Genomic DNA, 16,404 nt, shown 5'->3' with positions numbered 1-16,404 from the left:
TAACCCATGCCCAATGCCCCATGCCCCATTCCCAATCCCCATAAGAGAGGTTATTATGTCTACTGCCACATTAACGTCCAACCATAGTAGAGATGTACAAGTTGCTGAAATTGGTAAAAATACTCTAATTATGCGATCGCGGACTTGGGACAGACTAAAATTTGAGGTGGAGTATTCCCGCCAACGGGGAACTACAGCGAATTCTTATCTGATTCAAGCTGATAAAAAGGTTTTAATTGACCCTCCCGGCGAATCTTTTACCGATATTTACCTTGAGCAACTAGCACAACATCTAGATTTCATCTCCCTCGATTACATTGTTCTGAGTCATGTCAACCCGAACCGTAGAGCAACCTTGCAAGTATTGCTCTCTCTGGTTCCTCAAGCTACTCTCATTTGTTCTCGCCCCGCCGCCAATGCTCTAAAAACTGCCTTTCCCGAATTTGAATCATCTATCCAAGCGATGCGATCGCAGGATACTCTAAATTTAGGACAAGGACATCTTCTATCATTTATCACCGTACCAACTCCTCGTTGGGCCGATGGACTTTGTACTTATGATGCCGCTACAAAAATTCTCTACACAGACAAACTTTTCGGCGCTCATATTTGCGAAGATACTTTGTTTGATGAAGATTGGAAGGGATTAGATGCGGAACGTCGTTACTATTTTGAATGTCTCCATGCACCCCAAGCTAAACAAGTCGAAGTAGCTTTAGATAAATTGTCAGCTTTGGGAGCTAGATGTTACGCCCCAGCACACGGCCCGGTTGTCCGTTACAGCCTCAGTCGTTTTAGCTATGATTACCGTCAATGGTGTCAAGGGCAAAAATCTCAAGAGTTGAGTGTCGCTTTGCTCTATGCTTCTGCTTATGGAAATACAGCAATTATGGCGAATGCGATCGCTCAAGGTTTGATTCAAAATGGAGTTAATGTAGAATCAATCAACTGCGAACTAGCCGATTCGGCAGAAATTAACCGCATTGTAGAAACTTGCGATGGCTTGATTATTGGCTCACCCACTTTAGGCGGCCATGCACCGACTCAAATTCAAACTGCTTTAGGAATAGTTCTCTCGGTGGCAGCTAAAACTAAGTTAGCAGGGGTGTTTGGTTCTTATGGTTGGAGTGGCGAGGCAATTGATTTAATCGAAAGCAAGCTCAAAGATGCTAATTATCAACTAGGATTTGAAACCATTCGGGTGTGTTTCAGTCCGACTCCTGAGATTCTCCAGCAATGTCAACAAGCCGGTGCTTCCTTTGCCCAAAACTTGAAGAAAACCAAGAAACTGCGGACTTCCCGCCAGGTTGTCACAGAAACCCATGTAGATCGTACCGAACAAGCGGTGGGGCGAATTGTTGGTTCTCTGTGTGTTGTGACAACTCGTGATGAAGAAACTCACAAAGGGGTTTTAACTTCTTGGGTATCGCAGGCAACTTTTAACCCGCCAGGAATTATGATTGCGATCGCTAACGAGCAAAATGCAGATTTAATGCATCATCCTGGTGATAAATTTGTACTGAATATCCTTAGAGAAGGAAGAAATGTCCGACGCTATTTTTCTCGTCACAGCACTTTAGGGGATAATCCCTTTGCAAATCTTGACACAAAAACTGCTCTGAATGGTTGTTTGATTCTGAATGAAGCATTAGCCTATTTAGAATGTACAGTGCAAAATCAGCTGGAATGTGGCGATCGATGGTTAATTTATGCTGTCATCGATGGCGGTGAAGTGTTGGAAAATGATGGTGTCACGGCTTTGGAACATCGGAAATCTGGCAGCTATTATTAATCTGACTGTTCACTAAGTAGTAGTGCAAAATTAAATATACATTTGTCATTGCGAATGAAGCGTTCGCAATGACATAAATAATTTTGTGTAATATCATGTCCGTTCAAATACCCGTCATTGCGTTCGCCCTTGGCGTTCCCGTAAGGTACGAAGTGAAGCAATCACAAGGACTCTGCAATTGCTTCACTTCGTTCCACTCGCAATGTATATATTAGGGGTAATTTGCCGGACATTATATAACCACTTATTGTCTAAAAAACCTCTTTCTTTGTAGAGCTACGGTATACACACAAGTCTTATAGAGCAATACGCTTGGGTTAAGGCTAAAACTCTTTATCAAAGCAATACCTTTGCCAAAATAAGAGCCTACAAAAATTTGAATAATTACATTTGTAAAGCATTACAGGACGATGCTTTTTGCGAAATTGGTTCAATTATTGTTGCCTGAAGTTTGCCGCTAGTAACTGTTTTATTTTGAATTAGAGCGATCGCTAAGTCAATCGGGTGATTCTTGATGTTTAATTTTAATGGGGTCTTTTCATCTGGAACTATTGTAATACTCCCGGCTTTTATTGTTCTTTCTTTTTGTTTGTCTACTTCAGTTTTAATCTGCTTGGCAAGAGATTTTTCTACCTCCAAAGAACCGTTTAGCAATATCCAAGCTGCTTTGTTTTCTTTTTTTAATTTTTTAAGCTCCTCAATTCCAGATAATACCTTTGGTGATGAGGGAGTTTGATTTGGCAGATGAAATTCAATTGGTACATCTCGAGTAACATACAGGCATATCTTTGGCTGCGAGTCCGACCACACTTTCCAAACTATCCCAGTCAATAATAGTGCTGTAATTGCAATCAAAACAAGTCTAAATAAACTTGTTTTGTTTTTCACAGGTTTGCCGGGAGGATATTTATAGTTTTTAAGTTCTTTTTTTTTTGGTAATTGATACTCTGGTAATTGAGGCCTTAGTGTAATCACCAATGGTTCTAGCACTCTGAAGTTGTTGTCTGGCTCAGATGTAACTTTTACCAAATCAATCACATAGGAAATACTGAGCTTATCCTCATACCAAAACTCACGATACTTCTCTTGTAGATATCGATGTGCTTGATCGAGATGACTTTCTCCAATTTTATATTGCATTTCGGGCAAATTTTTCTGAAAAACGAGTCCCTCTACCCAATAAATTTCTCTCCCAACTGCATCTTTTAATACTTTATTTCCTTCCTCTCCTATGTCGTTGTTTCTGGCTTTAACAGAACGAAAAATAACAGTAAAGTTGCCAACTTCAGATCCATTTACCTCACGAATACTTATTTGCCCGCTTTCAGTAAAATCTTCTTCTGTAACTTTAGTGAGCAAACTGCGAATTTTAGCTTCAGAAATGAAATCAGGTGCGACTACAGTTTTGTAGTCAATTGACTGATTTCGGCTAATGAGAAAAGTCCAAGCTTGAATTGTCATAATACTTATTACCTAGATTTAAAAGAGGGTATTTTAGCAAGATCAGAGTCAGGAAAGTCAGTATTGAATTGTTTCCTAATTTCCTGACATTTACTCAGAATTTGTTCAAATGCCTCTTCGCTCGATGAAATTTCATCTAATCTTTGCTTCTTGTTTTTCAATAGACGAAACCCAAAATAAACAATGGCAATAATCAGTACAAACCCATTGCTAGGTTGAATGAGAGCAATACAAAATCCAATGACAATCCAATCCCATAGTGTGGGTTTGAAAGGCTTTTGTTTCGAGCTGCCTGGATTTGGTAGCTTATCCGTCAAAGCAAAAGCTAGGGGACACTCTACATTCATTGGATGTGGATTGACTGAAAGCTTCTTCATCTGTCCATCAGGTTGTAGGGCTGCAAAACCCTTACCTAAAGAACTGACAGGAATCAAACGTACCGGACAACTTACTTTCCTCCTATTGTCAACTACGTTATAAAATTCAGGAACATTATTCAGCAAGCGTTTTTTTACATCTGGTAGAGAGTAGCTACCTTCAAGTAAGTCCCACTTGCTAATAATGAAATGAACGGGAATATATTTATTACATTTATCGACCATTTGCATGAGGGCCGATAGGTCTTCATTTAGCCATCTGAAAACAACCTTATTAGTTAAGTCACGATCCTGCATCAAAGAAAGTAGCTTTTGACCATCCAAGATTACTAAAACTGCATCAGCTTCTTTAACGTAGGTTTCTAAATTATTGTAACCGCCGTAATTTTCTTCATCTTTTGTTGATACGTCTGTGATTAGACCTCCTTTATAATCAACATAGGTGATTTTACAGGCTGGAACCTTAGATATACCTGAGTTATTTACATAGGCAGTTAATGCCCATTCAGAAATATTTCTAGTGCCTAAAGGCCATTGTTCTCCTGTAGTCAAATCTGCAAATATCTTATTCAAAGCCATTCTTTTAGAACTGTCTTGAACATCTAGAGAAAAGCCAAACTTTCCTTGTGTTGAAAATACTTTGAAAAGACTAGCCAAGAAAATGGTTTTGCCAGAGCCAGATGCTCCCAGAGTAATAATACTGTAGTTCTTCATTGCACTTTTAGGGAATTTATTAATATAGGGCTAAACTAATTTAGACTCTGGAAAACTATCTATTAAATCTTTCTCAAAATCATAAAAGACGTTCATTGCGTGTATTAGAGCAGACTGTTCGTCTTTAACGGATTTGAGCGTAGTTTCTTTCTTTTTTCGAGAACCTTTACTTATTTTTTCATTAATTCCTTTTATTCCTCCTTTCACCAAAGAAGTAACCATTGAAGTTGCTTTAGTGAACAATCTAGCCATTTTGATTTCAGGCGTATCGTTTAACTCTAGCAGTAGTCCCAATCCCTCTAATCCAACCCCTAAAAAATCTAGACCACCAACTAATGCGCCAACCACAATATTGCCATCATCTATCTTCTGAATTTGTTGTTCAAGTTGTTTTTCTTGTGCTTGTTTTTGATTATGCAATTGTTGTAGTCTATCTGGCAAAACACAGGATATAGGCGCTTCCAGCAAAAAGGGAAATGGAATCTTACCTGGATTCTTTTTCATACTTCCATCTAGTTGCAGAGTAGCAAATTCTAAACCGATAGCACTAACTGGAATAATTCGGACAATAGAACCTGCTTCACCTCGACTTTTGATTAATTGTGCAAAAGCAGGAATAGTGAGAAGTTTTTCACGTATCTGAGATAGGGTAAACTTCTGATCCAGAACATCCCACTTAGTAATAACAAAGTGAACTGGAACTGTAAGCTTCTGCATCCGGTTGAGAATATTGGGTAAATCCGTACTTAAAAATACATTGGCTCGTACTTGATCGCTACCATTCAGCCAAGCATATATTTTCTGACCATCTAATAATCCTAAAATCGTATCAGCTTGCTGTACGACGTTTTCCAAGTCCTCATCTTTCTCTATATCAGTTAGGCGACCTCCAGCGTAGTCAAAGTAAGTGAATTGACAAGCATTGTATTTATCAAAATCTTCTGTTTGAACTTTACAAGTAAACGTCCATTCGGAAATATTTTTTGTTCCAGGAGGCCAAGTATCGCCAGTCAGTATTTGTGTATAGGTGGAGTTTAGTAATTTTCGTTTGTCTGGCTCTTCAACATCAAGCTTAAAACTAGAGTTTTTCTGAGTTGATAATGCCTTAAACATACTAGCGAGGAATACAGTTTTTCCTGCGCCTGATGCCCCTAATGTAATAATTTTGAAGTTTTTCATGGTGCAATTACTCTATTGGTTCTCTTTGAAATGCTACAGTTTCGTTCAGGTGAATTTCGGAATTAAGTTCGCGATCGCATTAAGTTCATATCTATAGATATCTCCAGAATGAGGTATCAACCCTGACTGCACAAGTCTTTTATATTGTTTTTTGGAGATGTCTTATAGCGGTTTCCGCATGAATTAGGTATAAAAAAATAGATCCTCGTAAGGGCGCACAGCTGTGCTACCCCTCTCTTTCACAGTCCAGTCAATGTTGACGTTGCAGTGGATGGTTTGCACACTTGTCACAGGCGGAGCGATCGCCGTTGTTATGTGTAGGAAAATGAGCCTTAAACGACATTTCTGTTACACAGGAAGCAAGCCCAAGAGAGTAAGTGCAAGCGCACTTTTGACAAAAAATTATTATGAAGCTTAACTGAACTGTATTGTCTTATAGAGTTGACAATCAATACGGTTCGATTAAGGTAACAGACGCAATGAATCGCTCTTTCTACAATAGACCTCTTGCATAAATCAAAAAAAAAGAACCTCACCCCGCATTTGAGTAAAGCAAATGCGGGGTGTGGTTCTTCGGGTTTAGTAAGTAATCAAACAGACATGATATTATCGATAATCTTGACTTTGAATGCTTCCTAAACGAGCAGCATCACGAATATTGTAGTCATTACGGGTAAAGCGATTTAGCTGCATTTCAAAGAAATCTCGGTTGGCTTGTAAATGCTTGGGATTTTGGTCATCTAATGGATATAAAAGTGCAGTTCGCAAGGCTTGAATTACCGCAGAAGTAACACAGTACATTGAGCGTTGAAAACTAACTCCTAACTGAATCAACATATCTTCTTCACCCCGGCAATGTTGGCTGTAATAATCAACAAGATATGGTGGTAAAAAATGCAGCATATCTTGCATTAACAATGTTGGGGGAATGCCAGCAGTACCTACTGGAAATACATCAGCGTAAAGAATCCCATAGTGAAAGTCTTTCTGGTCTTCCGGTACTTGACGCGCTTGAGCATTATAAGATTTTGTTCCTCGGAAGGGTGCAGTGCGGTAGAAAACTGCTTCTACATAAGGTAATGCAGCTTCGTATAGCCACATGAAACCCTTAGATTTGGGGACAATTTCGTAGCATTTACCACGAATATAAACGTGATGGTAAATGGGACGACCTGCGATCGCAAATATACCATTAACTAAGAAGCTCATCGCCTCTGGGACACTGCTAATCGTACCTTCGTCATAGCGGTCGGACATTTCAAAGAATACCGGGGCCATGACTTCCCAGAATAAGCCCAGATTAGCGTAGTATGACATCTGGCGGCACTGTTCCAAAAACATATCGGGGAACAGCTTGTACATTCCCAGCATTACGGGGTTGCCTTGGAAGTAAGCTTTAATTGCTCGGTCAGCGTTGGCTTTGTATTCTGCTGAATCTAGGTAAGGGTCAAATTGTCCACCCATCCCTCTGTGCCACAACATCGCCCGCATACAAGCTTCTGCAAATTCCATGTTAATGCGATCGTGCAACAAGTGATGCAACAACTTAGGCATTTTGAAAGTTTCACCTTTCTTAATAAATGCCAAAAGTTCTGGATGTGCAGTAGCTTCACCGCGCCAAATTCGTAAATCGGCATCATCGCCAGCGTAATGATTATGCCGTTCTAAATACTCTTTGGGTAAGAAGTATTTAAAGAAGGGAAGTGGGTTTAAAAATTCGCGTTCGGCAATATAAAGTAGGTCACGCCAGTAAAAATCCATCGGTACAGCATAAGCTTTGTACAAACCGATGATTTGCATCAAATTTTCTGGGGTATCGGGTAACATTGCACCGCCCGCTTCTAAGCGGTGAATTACTTCGGCAAATTCGTGATTAGAAGGAGGTAATTTAATTGCTGTTTTAATTGCTGTCATGGTAGTGGAGAATTGGAAATGGGGAATAGGGAAGAAATCGTAATTTGTAACTTATTTCAGTGCGACTTCAGAGATTACGGTTTTTTCTAAGGAGGGAATTGCAGCCACCATTGTTGTAGTTGTGGATTCACTCCAACGCACTAACCAAGTGGGTTGTACTCCCAAAAAGATGATAAAAGCTGCCAAAATTAAAGCTGGGATTTTCTCAGACCAAAGAACTTTAGGGTAGTAGGCAAAGTTATCGAGTCTGCCAAAACAAGTGCGGTTGAGGAGGATGACAAAATAAACTGCGGTTAATCCACTAGCGACTACACACAAAATTGTCGAGATGGGAAAGATAGAGAAACTGCCTTGAAAGACGATAAATTCCGCGATGAATCCTGTTAAACCGGGAATACCTGCGCTGGCCATTCCACTTAAAACTAGTAAAGCGCTAATTAAGGGTAAACCACGTATGGGACTCATTAAACCATTGAGTTTATCTAACTCACGTGTACCGACTTTGGCTTCTACAACTCCCACCAAGTGGAAGAGAATGGCTAAAATAATGCCGTGGCTGAACATTTGGGCGACTGCACCCACGAGTGCTAAGGGAGTACTGGCGGCACCAGCCAGCAAGATATAGCCCATGTGGCCAACGGAACTGTATGCTACCATGCGCTTGATATCTTTTTGAGCGATCGCAATTACTGCCCCATAGATGGCGCTAACTGCTCCCCAAATTGCCAAAGTCGGTGCAATAATGCTCCAAGCATGGGGAAACATACCCAACCCAAATCGCAGTAGTCCATAAGTTCCTAGCTTTGCTAACACCCCACCGAGAAGAATGGCAATTGGTGCTGAAGCCTCAACATAAGCATCGGGTAGCCAAGTATGGAAGGGAACCAAGGGAATTTTAATCCCAAAACCTAAGACTATTCCTGCTAGTAAAAGGATTTGCTTTGCTGTTGACAGGTTTTCTGTAGAGACTGCATCAAAAGCAAAATTGGTAGAACCACTCAGCCACACCATACCCAAGAATGTCGCCAGAATTAATGCTCCCGAAACCGCAGTATAAATCAGGAATTTAATCCCAGCATAACCCCGTTTTGCTCCTCCCCAAATGGAAATTAGTAAGTAGAAGGGGATTAATTCTAGTTCGTAGAATAGGAAGAATAGCAGCAAATTCTCTGCGAGAAAAGCACCTGCGACTCCTCCACTCACTAATAAAATCATCGAGTAAAACAGCCGGGGGCGTTCAGTTTCTTGACTACTGCTGTAAATAGCAATCCAGGTGAGCAGACTATTTAACACCAACATCAAGATAGAAAGCCCGTCAACACCTAGTTGATAGCTCAAACCAAGGGTTTCATTCCAGGGTAAATACTCTTGAAATTGCATTCCAGGATTACTGATATCAAATTTTAGCAGGATAAAAATGTTCCATAAAAGAACTATCCCTGAAAAAATTAATGCTATTAAACGAATGCGATATTTAGGAATACTTACAGGTAATACTGCTATGAAAATAGCAACGAAAATTGGCAGCCAAATCAAAACACTTAACATGAGAATTTTGTCCTTTGTCTTTTGTCTTTTATGACTCAATACGCTTGGGTTAAGAGAATAGTAGGTTGGGTTGAGCGATAGTGTAACCCAACAAAGTCTCGATAATGTCGGTTTTTTTTCCTCAACCAAACTTACGTCTTCGTCCTTTGTCTTTTGTCCTTTATGACTTAACTCTTAGCCAATGACTAATGACTAATGACAAAGGGCAAAAAAGCTAACTTACTATATTAATTTCTCCAGTATCTAAATCGTAATAACCACCGACTATTTTCAGCTTTTCTGCTTTGATTAACTCAGATAAAACTGACGATGATTTCAATTTTTTAATTTGTGCCAAAACATTCGCTTTACAAGCATTTTCTAACTTATCTCCTGGTTGATCTTTTGAACTTTCTACACTTGGTTTAATTGCTTCAAGCAAACTTCCAATTTGTCCAGGTACTGGATCGCCTTTGATCGCCGCTTGTACCGCACCACATCTTTCATGCCCCACTACCATGATGACTTTGGAGCCTAATACTAAACTGCCAAATTCTAAGCTACCAATTTGCTGTGTTGTGGCAATATTACCAGCTATCCGGCAGACAAATAAATCTCCAAGCCCTTGGTCAAAAACAATTTCTGAAGGGACTCGTGAATCTGCACAACCGAGAATAGAAGCGAAAGGCTTTTGACCTTTGGCAACTTCAACTAAACGTGAATAGCTTTGGTCAGGATTACGACGTTTTCTTTTGGCAAATCTTTCATTTCCATCTAATAACTCTTGCAGTGCCTTATCGGGAGTAATATCTTCTTCTACTGGTTTTTTTTCAGATGCAAGTAAGTTTGAACCAAGTCCGGCTGTCAATACACCTGTACCGATCGCACCTGCACCAAACTTGAATAAACTTCTTCTGGAAAAATTGAACTGCGGATGTTGTCTGCTCATGGAATTATCCTCACAATATTAACTAATTCGTAATTCGTAATTCGTAATTTTTGGTGAAACATTTACTGATAATTTTCGTTTTTGGTATACGTTAACTGTTGAAATTTTAATTTCCAACTCTTCAATTACGAATTACGAATTATCAATTACGAATTATTTTGTTGCTACTACCCAACTGTCGAGATTTGAAAAACCATATTTAAAAATTGCATTCCCCAAAATGGCCAAGTTACCCACATTCCTAAAAGACTCACCCCTAGAAGAACAGTGAATGCATAAAACTGCGTTTGCCCAGAGGTGCTGTATTTAAGACCTTCGCCACCTAATAGGGAAAATAAACCAACGAAATTAACGATGCCATCAACTACGAAGCGGTCAATCATATCGGTAAGTTGCGAAATTTTGGCAACTCCAAAAATTATCGTAATTCGATAGAGTTTAGGGGTGTAAAAATCGTATGCGATTAAGTCTTGTAAACCTTTCCAAGGGAGACGAATCGGTTTAGGAATATTGCTTAAATAAATCACGCCAGTGATGCTGCAACTGAAAATACTCGACCAAACTAAAAGTAGTGCGACATCTTTATTTAGAGTTGCCCAATTGGGTAAAAGTGATAAGCTTTGCAACATTAAAGGAAGATGTAGGTTAAAGCCAAGTAAGGTTATCATCGGCAGAATCATCGGCCAGTGAGCTTCAGGCGATCGCTGGGCCATTTGTCTAGCTTTACCACCAAAAACTAAAGCGAATTCTCTCGTCAAACTCACAGCTGTCAAAGCATTTACAGCTATTAATACTCCCACTAACCAAGGTTGGGTTTCCCACAACCCATCTGCTAATTCCATCAGCGCCCAAAAGCCACCCAATGGTGGAAAAGCAATTAACCCCAAACTTCCAACGATAAAGGCGATCGCAGAAATCGGACGACGTGTCCACAATCCCCCTAATTGGGTGACATCTTGGGTGATGCTATTCCAGATAATTCCGCCAGTACTCATCACCATCAATGCTGCGGATATGGCGTTGCTAAGGACTAACGACAGCGCTGCTTCGTCTTGTTGCACTCCCACAGCGATGAATACTAAACCCATGTATGCACTGACAGAATAGGATTGACAGCGTTTGAGATCGATTTGAGCGATCGCAATCAAAGAAGCACCCACGGCTGTCACCGCACCAATCGCCACCATTGCCGAGGAAGCTATAGGCGACAAGCTTAATACAGGTTGCAATTTAATTAGCACCCATGCACCACTAGCTACTACTACCGAGTTCCGCAAAATCGTACTGGGAACCGGGCCTTCCATCGCTTCATCTAGCCATAAATGCAGGGGAAATTGGGCACATTTACCCATCGGCCCAGCAATTAAAGCTAAACTTACCAGTGCCATAGTTGTCGGGTTGACGTTAGCAGTAGCCGCCCATTCAGCTAATTCTGTATAATTCCAAGTTCCAGCTAAAGGCCATAATGCCAACACGCCTATCAGCAAGAATAAGTCTCCCACCCGTTTGGTTAAGAAAGCGTCTCTTGCACCTGAAACTACCAACGGCTGACTAAACCATAAGCCAACTAGTAAGTAGGTTCCCAGCGTCAGGACTTCCAAAATTACATAGCTGAAAAACAAGTTATTACACAAAGCAAGGGCACATAATCCTGCTTCAAATAATCCCAACAAAGAATAGAAGCGTCCCCAACCCCAATCCATTTCCATGTAGCCGATCGCATAAATCTGCGCCAGCAAATTCAAGCCGGTAATCACAACCAAAGCGCCGACACTCACCGAGGAAATTTCCAAAGCAATTGTCAGGTTTAAACCAGCTGTAGATAACCAAGGAATAAATACTTCTTGGGCTGGATGATTCCAAGTTGCTTGTAAGGCGATCGCACTATGTACAAATGCCAAAAATGTCATCACCAAGTTTACATAACCCGCCGGTCTTGGCCCCGTTTTCCGAATGATCCCTGGCGACCAAGGCACGGCTAACAAGCCACCTATTAAGGCATAGCACGGAACTAGCCAAACAGTCTCTAGTAGAAACTGAGCCATTAACTCACCTCTATTATTGTTATCAAAAATTATGGGTTTTAAATCAACTGGCGTTGATCCCAGTTAACCCAGCAATGTCTACGACGGGCGTAGCTGCCGCAGATAATGCAAATTTATGTTTATTTAATTTTGTTAGAAACAGCTTACCGTTATATCTGTCAAAATGGAATTAGTTAATTAAATAAATTTAAGATAGTAACTCTAATTATTTCTTATATAATCAACTACTTCAGCAAGAAATAATAGGTATTTATTCTTATCTATGCATCGAATGAGGGATGAATCAATAGTTATCATTAGTTTTATCAATTCATATAAATGACAAGAGACGCGATTGATTGCGTCTCTACAAATCAACTAAAGATAATTTATATTTGGGTGATTTTGTCAACCTGCCAGTGAGAGATAGTAATAGCAGGTGGTGAGTCAACTTGGCTGATGGGGGCGGGTTTCATGTCCCGGTAGTCCAAGAGTTGGACTACGATGAGGTAGGCGATCGCTAAAATGATCGAAATCGCACCTGTAAGAATAGCAATTATTTTCGAGCGTTCCATTAGTATTTCCTGTAATGCAAGTTATTGTGGTGTCCCTATATCCACATTAATACTTGAGACACACCATAACACTTACTTATATACATCGCTCCGATGAGCTACTAATAAAATAGTAATCAATTGCTGTTCTTCATCTACCTGATAAATAACTCGCCAGTCGCCAACTCGATAGCGAAAAAGACCTGCGAAATCACCTTTGAGCCGTTTGATGTTTGGATCTTCGTAAGCATTCTGTCACAGTTGGTCAAAGCAACGGTTTAGTCGTTGGGCTAGTGATACATCTACTTCTTGATAAAACTTCTGTGCTTTGCGAGTCAGTACCAGTTCATACATGACGACGAATACTGTCAAATGACACCACTTCCCCAGCCTCAGCTTCCTGCATAGCTTCACGCAAAGCTTGCTCAAAACCGGGGACATTCAAAAGTTCCGTTGTCGCCTCATTTTCTTCTCTTTCTTCTAGATCAGCCAGAAAATCACTCACTACCCGCAGCCTTTCTGGAGACAGTCGCCGTAAACGCTTCTCAGCTTCCTGAAGAATAGTAATGTCATCTTGCTTTGATTCCATAATTATTTCTATACCAAATGTTTTTTACCATCGATTTACTCCCTCCTTTTTATGCTAAGGGCAGCTTGTCGTTAGATATCGCCCTAGAGTTGGCGATCGCTAAAATGATCGAAATCGCACCTGTAAGAATAGCAATTATTTTCGAGCGTTCCATCAGTATTTCCTGTAATGCAAGTAGAATAACTGTATTGAGTCATCGATGAGAATTGTGTAGGCGCAGCCCGCCGTAGGTATCGCTATGACTGCAACCACAAAAAAATTTACTTTTGCAGAGTATCTTAAGTATAACGATGGCACGGATACCCAATATGAATTGGTAGATGGAGAATTAATTCTCATGAGCCTTGGCACTGGCAAGCACGGTGGCATCTCCAAGTTTTTAGAACGAAGCTTTGATGATGAAAGTGCCAAAATGGGCCAGAATTGGACAGCACAAAAGTTTTCTGTCGGAGTGCGTTCGCCACGAGGGGGACACTGGGACACCTCACGAATTCCAGATGTAGTAGTATTACCAACACAGCAGTGGGAAGCACTTTCTAATCGAGAGGCTGTAATCGAACTCAACGAAACTCCCCCCATATTAGTGGTAGAAGTCGTCAGCGAATCTACACAAACCACAGACTATCGCAGCAAACGTTCTGAATATGCTGTTCTGGAAATTCCCGAATATTGGATTGTTGACCCGATTCAAGAGATAGTAACAATATGCACCCTAGTAGAAGGGTTCTATGATGCTGTTGCATTCCGAGGACAAGAACGCATCATCTCTTTTACTTTTCCACAGTTGGATTTGAGTGCCGAACAAGTCTTAGCAGGACGGAAGTGAACTCTCAATTACTATTACCTAACCAAACCGTATTGGTTGTACTTCAACAATGAGCCTCAAAACCTCGATATTGACCTTCTGAACCTCGACGTTGACCTTCTGAGCCTCGAAGTTGCGCCTTTTATCCTCGAAGTTGCGCCTTTGAGCCTCGAAGTTGCACCTTTGATCCTCAACGTTGACTTTCTGAGGCTCGAAGTTGCGCCTTTAACCCTCGAAATTGCACCTTTGATCCTCAAAGTTGCGCCTTTTATCCTCAACGTTGACCTTCTGAGCCTCGAAGTTGCGCCTTTGAGCCTCGAAGTTGCACCTTTGAAGCTCAACTAACAAATATATCTAACCATTCCTGAATTTACAGGGGTGAGCGTGTAGTAAAATTTGCTCACCTCTGTAAAGTGGAACATGGCTTTAGACTTCTCCGGTCAAAATCTCCGAGGACGCAACTTCAAAGGACAAGACCTTGCGGGTGCAAACTTTAGCTGTGCCGACATCCGAGGGGCAAATTTCACCAACGCTAACCTGACAGGGGCAAACTTCAGTCATGCCAAAGCTGGACTGCAACGACGTTGGGCAATTGGTTTAGTTATTATCTCATTCTTATTTTCGGGACTGTCAGGATTTCTCTGGGCTTTCAATGGTTACTCCGTGTCGCTGATATTTAGCTCATTTAGTAATGACCAAATTGCGGGCTGGCTTACTCTAATCACATTGATTGTCTTTTTCGTCATCACGATTCGCCAAGGAATAATAGCTGGTTTAGGAGCCTTCGCCTTCGCCTTCGCCTTCGCCTTCACCTTCACCTTCACCTTCGTCACAGCCTTCGGCAGAGCCTTCGCCGGAACCAGAGCCGGAGTCGGAGCCTTTGCCTTCGCCGGAGCCTTCGCCGGAGCCTTCGCCGGAGCCGGAACGTTATTTAGTATCTACATCAGCTGGCGAGCCATGAAAGGAGATCAAAAACACTCCTTAATTCGCAATATTGCTGTTGCCTTTGCAGCCACAGGAGGTACAAGTTTTCGTGGCGCTGACTTAACCAATGCTGATTTCACCCAAGCCACACTCAAAAGTACAGATTTCCGAAACACTATTCTTATCTGTAGCCGTTGGCATCAAGCCAAAATGCTTGACCGTGTTCGTCCTGGTTTAACTTATCTGCAAAACTCACAAGTACTTCAACTGCTGGTTACAGGACAGGGACAGGACAAAAACTTTGACCGTCAAAACCTGCGAGGGATCAACTTACAAGCAGCAAACCTAGCTGATACCAGCTTTATCGGCACCGATCTCAGTGAAGCCAACTTGCAAGATGCCGATTTGTCAAGAGCAAAACTGAAGCAAACGCAACTAGACGGCACAGATTTAACAGGTGCAAATCTCACAGGCGCGTACATCGAAGATTGGGGCATTACAAATACAACTAAATTGCATGGGGTGAGGTGTGAATATGTCTTTATGCGCTTACCCACCAAAGAAGACCCCGATCCGCTCCGCAAACCTGATAATAAACAAGAGGTATTTGCAGACGGCGATTTTGCCGACTTTATCCAGCCAATTTTTGACACCCTCGACCTTTACCATAATCAAGGTGTTGACCCCCGCGCCATTGCCATTGCTTTCAAAAACCTTGCTGAAAACCATCCCGAAGCCGAGTTAGAAATCGTGGCAATGGAGAAACGCGGCGATGATAAAATCTTGCTCAGAGCCAAAACCGCAGCAGGTACTGATAAATCTCAACTCAGTGCAGAATATTTTGATGATTATAATCAACTCAAAGCTTTATCCCAAAGTCAGCAATTATTGCTGGTAGAAAAAGATAAGCGCATTATTAGTTTAGAAAATATGGTAGATACTGCTCTCAAGCAGCCGAAATTTTATACTCAAGGAGATACAAATATGTCAGATATCAGCGGCATCAATATTCAAGATAGCAGTAATGTTAGCGGTATCGCTGGCAATAATTCTATTGCTAATCTAGGAACCATTAGCGGTAACGTGAGTATTGCCCTCAATCAGTTACCTGATGCGCCAGATGCCGATAAACCAGGAATCAAAGAATTATTGTCGCAGTTGCAAGATGCAATCATACAATCCACATATTTGTCAGAAGAAGACAAAGCCGAAGCGCTAGAACAGGTGAAAGCTTTAGCAGAAGCGGGTAAAAATCCCCAAGAATCCACCAAGCAGAAGACGGCGAAAACTGCAATCACCATGTTGAAAGGGATATTTACCGGCTTACCTGCTGTTGCTTCTCTAGTTGAAGCGACTAATAAATTATTGCCTGCGATTTCTAAACTATTCGGTTTGGGATAATTTAACGTGATATGATGTCCGGGCAATTAAGCATAATACCCAGAACCCCACCCCGCCAAAGCTACCTTGAGCTAACCTTCCCGCCTGCGGGGCTACCGTGTATACACAAGTCTGAAATAGCTGATTAACTGAGGTTTTAGCGTCAGTTTTACCCCACCCTAACCCTCCCCGTATGTATTGGGGAGGGAACAAGA

Annotated in this window: 14 protein-coding genes and 1 pseudogene; 4 read left to right on the top strand and 11 right to left on the bottom strand. The window is 41.3% G+C overall.

All coding sequences use genetic code 11. The annotated features are described in order from the left end of the window. The first annotated feature begins 55 nt into the window (after positions 1-55). Positions 56-1,792 carry a diflavin flavoprotein gene (locus ACFE93_RS05570; protein ID WP_375472378.1) on the top strand — a complete coding sequence of 579 codons (1,737 nt, stop codon included), beginning with the start codon at positions 56-58 and terminating at the stop codon, positions 1,790-1,792. A 384-nt stretch (positions 1,793-2,176) separates the two neighbouring features. Here the strand turns inward: ACFE93_RS05570 and ACFE93_RS05565 are convergent, their stop codons facing one another. The 10 genes and pseudogenes from ACFE93_RS05565 to ACFE93_RS05520 all read right to left on the bottom strand — a co-directional run bounded on the left by ACFE93_RS05565 (position 2,177) and on the right by ACFE93_RS05520 (position 13,080). Continuing rightward, a complete protein-coding gene (locus tag ACFE93_RS05565) occupies positions 2,177-3,151 on the bottom strand; it encodes a hypothetical protein (RefSeq protein ID WP_375472377.1) in 975 nt (324 codons plus the stop codon). A gap of 110 nt (positions 3,152-3,261) precedes the next feature. Next, on the bottom strand, positions 3,262-4,344 hold the full coding sequence (locus tag ACFE93_RS05560) for a hypothetical protein (RefSeq protein ID WP_375472376.1): 1,083 nt from the start codon (positions 4,342-4,344) through the stop codon (positions 3,262-3,264). A 30-nt stretch (positions 4,345-4,374) separates the two neighbouring features. Next, positions 4,375-5,523 carry a hypothetical protein gene (locus ACFE93_RS05555; RefSeq protein ID WP_375472375.1) on the bottom strand — a complete coding sequence of 383 codons (1,149 nt, stop codon included), beginning with the start codon at positions 5,521-5,523 and terminating at the stop codon, positions 4,375-4,377. A gap of 606 nt (positions 5,524-6,129) precedes the next feature. Beyond that, complete coding sequence (locus ACFE93_RS05550) at positions 6,130-7,437, bottom strand: CO2 hydration protein (RefSeq protein WP_375472374.1); 1,308 nt, start codon at positions 7,435-7,437, stop codon at positions 6,130-6,132. Between the two features lie 51 nt (positions 7,438-7,488). Further along, on the bottom strand, positions 7,489-8,985 hold the full coding sequence (locus ACFE93_RS05545; RefSeq protein ID WP_375472373.1) for an NADH-quinone oxidoreductase subunit M: 1,497 nt from the start codon (positions 8,983-8,985) through the stop codon (positions 7,489-7,491). A 214-nt stretch (positions 8,986-9,199) separates the two neighbouring features. Next, positions 9,200-9,913, bottom strand: coding sequence for a carbonic anhydrase (locus tag ACFE93_RS05540; RefSeq protein WP_375472372.1), 714 nt, complete (start codon positions 9,911-9,913; stop codon positions 9,200-9,202). A gap of 167 nt (positions 9,914-10,080) precedes the next feature. Continuing rightward, positions 10,081-11,958 (bottom strand): NAD(P)H-quinone oxidoreductase subunit F, encoded by a 1,878-nt coding sequence (locus ACFE93_RS05535; protein ID WP_375472371.1) that lies wholly within the window; start codon positions 11,956-11,958, stop codon positions 10,081-10,083. A gap of 368 nt (positions 11,959-12,326) precedes the next feature. Beyond that, positions 12,327-12,512: a hypothetical protein gene (locus tag ACFE93_RS05530; RefSeq protein WP_094347746.1), complete on the bottom strand. Its 186-nt coding sequence runs from the start codon at positions 12,510-12,512 to the stop codon at positions 12,327-12,329. A gap of 72 nt (positions 12,513-12,584) precedes the next feature. Then, positions 12,585-12,725 (bottom strand): annotated as a pseudogene (locus ACFE93_RS05525) (type II toxin-antitoxin system RelE/ParE family toxin); the annotation flags it as partial. Positions 12,726-12,837: 112 nt separating this feature from the next. Beyond that, a complete protein-coding gene (locus tag ACFE93_RS05520) occupies positions 12,838-13,080 on the bottom strand; it encodes a hypothetical protein (protein ID WP_375472370.1) in 243 nt (80 codons plus the stop codon). A gap of 238 nt (positions 13,081-13,318) precedes the next feature. On the opposite strand from ACFE93_RS05520, the gene ACFE93_RS05515 reads away from it, so the two are divergent. The 3 genes from ACFE93_RS05515 (at position 13,319) to ACFE93_RS05505 (ending at position 16,210) form a co-directional block, all read left to right on the top strand. Then, entirely contained in the window at positions 13,319-13,906 is a 588-nt protein-coding gene (locus ACFE93_RS05515; protein ID WP_375472369.1) for a Uma2 family endonuclease, read from the top strand. Positions 13,907-13,942: 36 nt separating this feature from the next. After that, positions 13,943-14,230 carry a hypothetical protein gene (locus ACFE93_RS05510; RefSeq protein ID WP_375472368.1) on the top strand — a complete coding sequence of 96 codons (288 nt, stop codon included), beginning with the start codon at positions 13,943-13,945 and terminating at the stop codon, positions 14,228-14,230. Between the two features lie 75 nt (positions 14,231-14,305). Beyond that, the gene (locus ACFE93_RS05505) at positions 14,306-16,210 is read left to right on the top strand and encodes a pentapeptide repeat-containing protein (protein ID WP_375472367.1); all 1,905 of its coding nucleotides are present in this window, start codon (positions 14,306-14,308) and stop codon (positions 16,208-16,210) included. Here ACFE93_RS05505 and ACFE93_RS05500 read toward each other — a convergent pair. Then, the coding region (locus ACFE93_RS05500) for a hypothetical protein (protein WP_375472366.1) at positions 16,193-16,404 on the bottom strand (212 nt) is incomplete at its 5' end. The genes ACFE93_RS05505 and ACFE93_RS05500 overlap by 18 nt on opposite strands.

The organism is uncultured Nostoc sp., assembly GCF_964247315.1.
Lineage (GTDB): Bacteria > Cyanobacteriota > Cyanobacteriia > Cyanobacteriales > Nostocaceae > Nostoc.
The sequence above is the reverse complement of the archived record's forward strand: the minus strand, read 5'-3'. Positions and strand labels throughout refer to the sequence as shown.

Excerpts from the sequence above, each read along its gene's own strand:
- ACFE93_RS05570 (WP_375472378.1), top strand. The coding sequence starts at position 56 with ATGTCTACTGCCACATTAACGTCCAACCATAGTAGAGATGTACAAGTT.
- ACFE93_RS05560 (WP_375472376.1), bottom strand. The coding sequence starts at position 4,344 with ATGAAGAACTACAGTATTATTACTCTGGGAGCATCTGGCTCTGGCAAA.
- ACFE93_RS05555 (WP_375472375.1), bottom strand. The coding sequence starts at position 5,523 with ATGAAAAACTTCAAAATTATTACATTAGGGGCATCAGGCGCAGGAAAA.
- ACFE93_RS05550 (WP_375472374.1), bottom strand. The coding sequence starts at position 7,437 with ATGACAGCAATTAAAACAGCAATTAAATTACCTCCTTCTAATCACGAA.
- ACFE93_RS05545 (WP_375472373.1), bottom strand. The coding sequence starts at position 8,985 with ATGTTAAGTGTTTTGATTTGGCTGCCAATTTTCGTTGCTATTTTCATA.
- ACFE93_RS05540 (WP_375472372.1), bottom strand. The coding sequence starts at position 9,913 with ATGAGCAGACAACATCCGCAGTTCAATTTTTCCAGAAGAAGTTTATTC.
- ACFE93_RS05535 (WP_375472371.1), bottom strand. The coding sequence starts at position 11,958 with ATGGCTCAGTTTCTACTAGAGACTGTTTGGCTAGTTCCGTGCTATGCC.
- ACFE93_RS05530 (WP_094347746.1), bottom strand. The coding sequence starts at position 12,512 with ATGGAACGCTCGAAAATAATTGCTATTCTTACAGGTGCGATTTCGATC.
- ACFE93_RS05520 (WP_375472370.1), bottom strand. The coding sequence starts at position 13,080 with ATGGAATCAAAGCAAGATGACATTACTATTCTTCAGGAAGCTGAGAAG.
- ACFE93_RS05515 (WP_375472369.1), top strand. The coding sequence starts at position 13,319 with ATGACTGCAACCACAAAAAAATTTACTTTTGCAGAGTATCTTAAGTAT.
- ACFE93_RS05505 (WP_375472367.1), top strand. The coding sequence starts at position 14,306 with ATGGCTTTAGACTTCTCCGGTCAAAATCTCCGAGGACGCAACTTCAAA.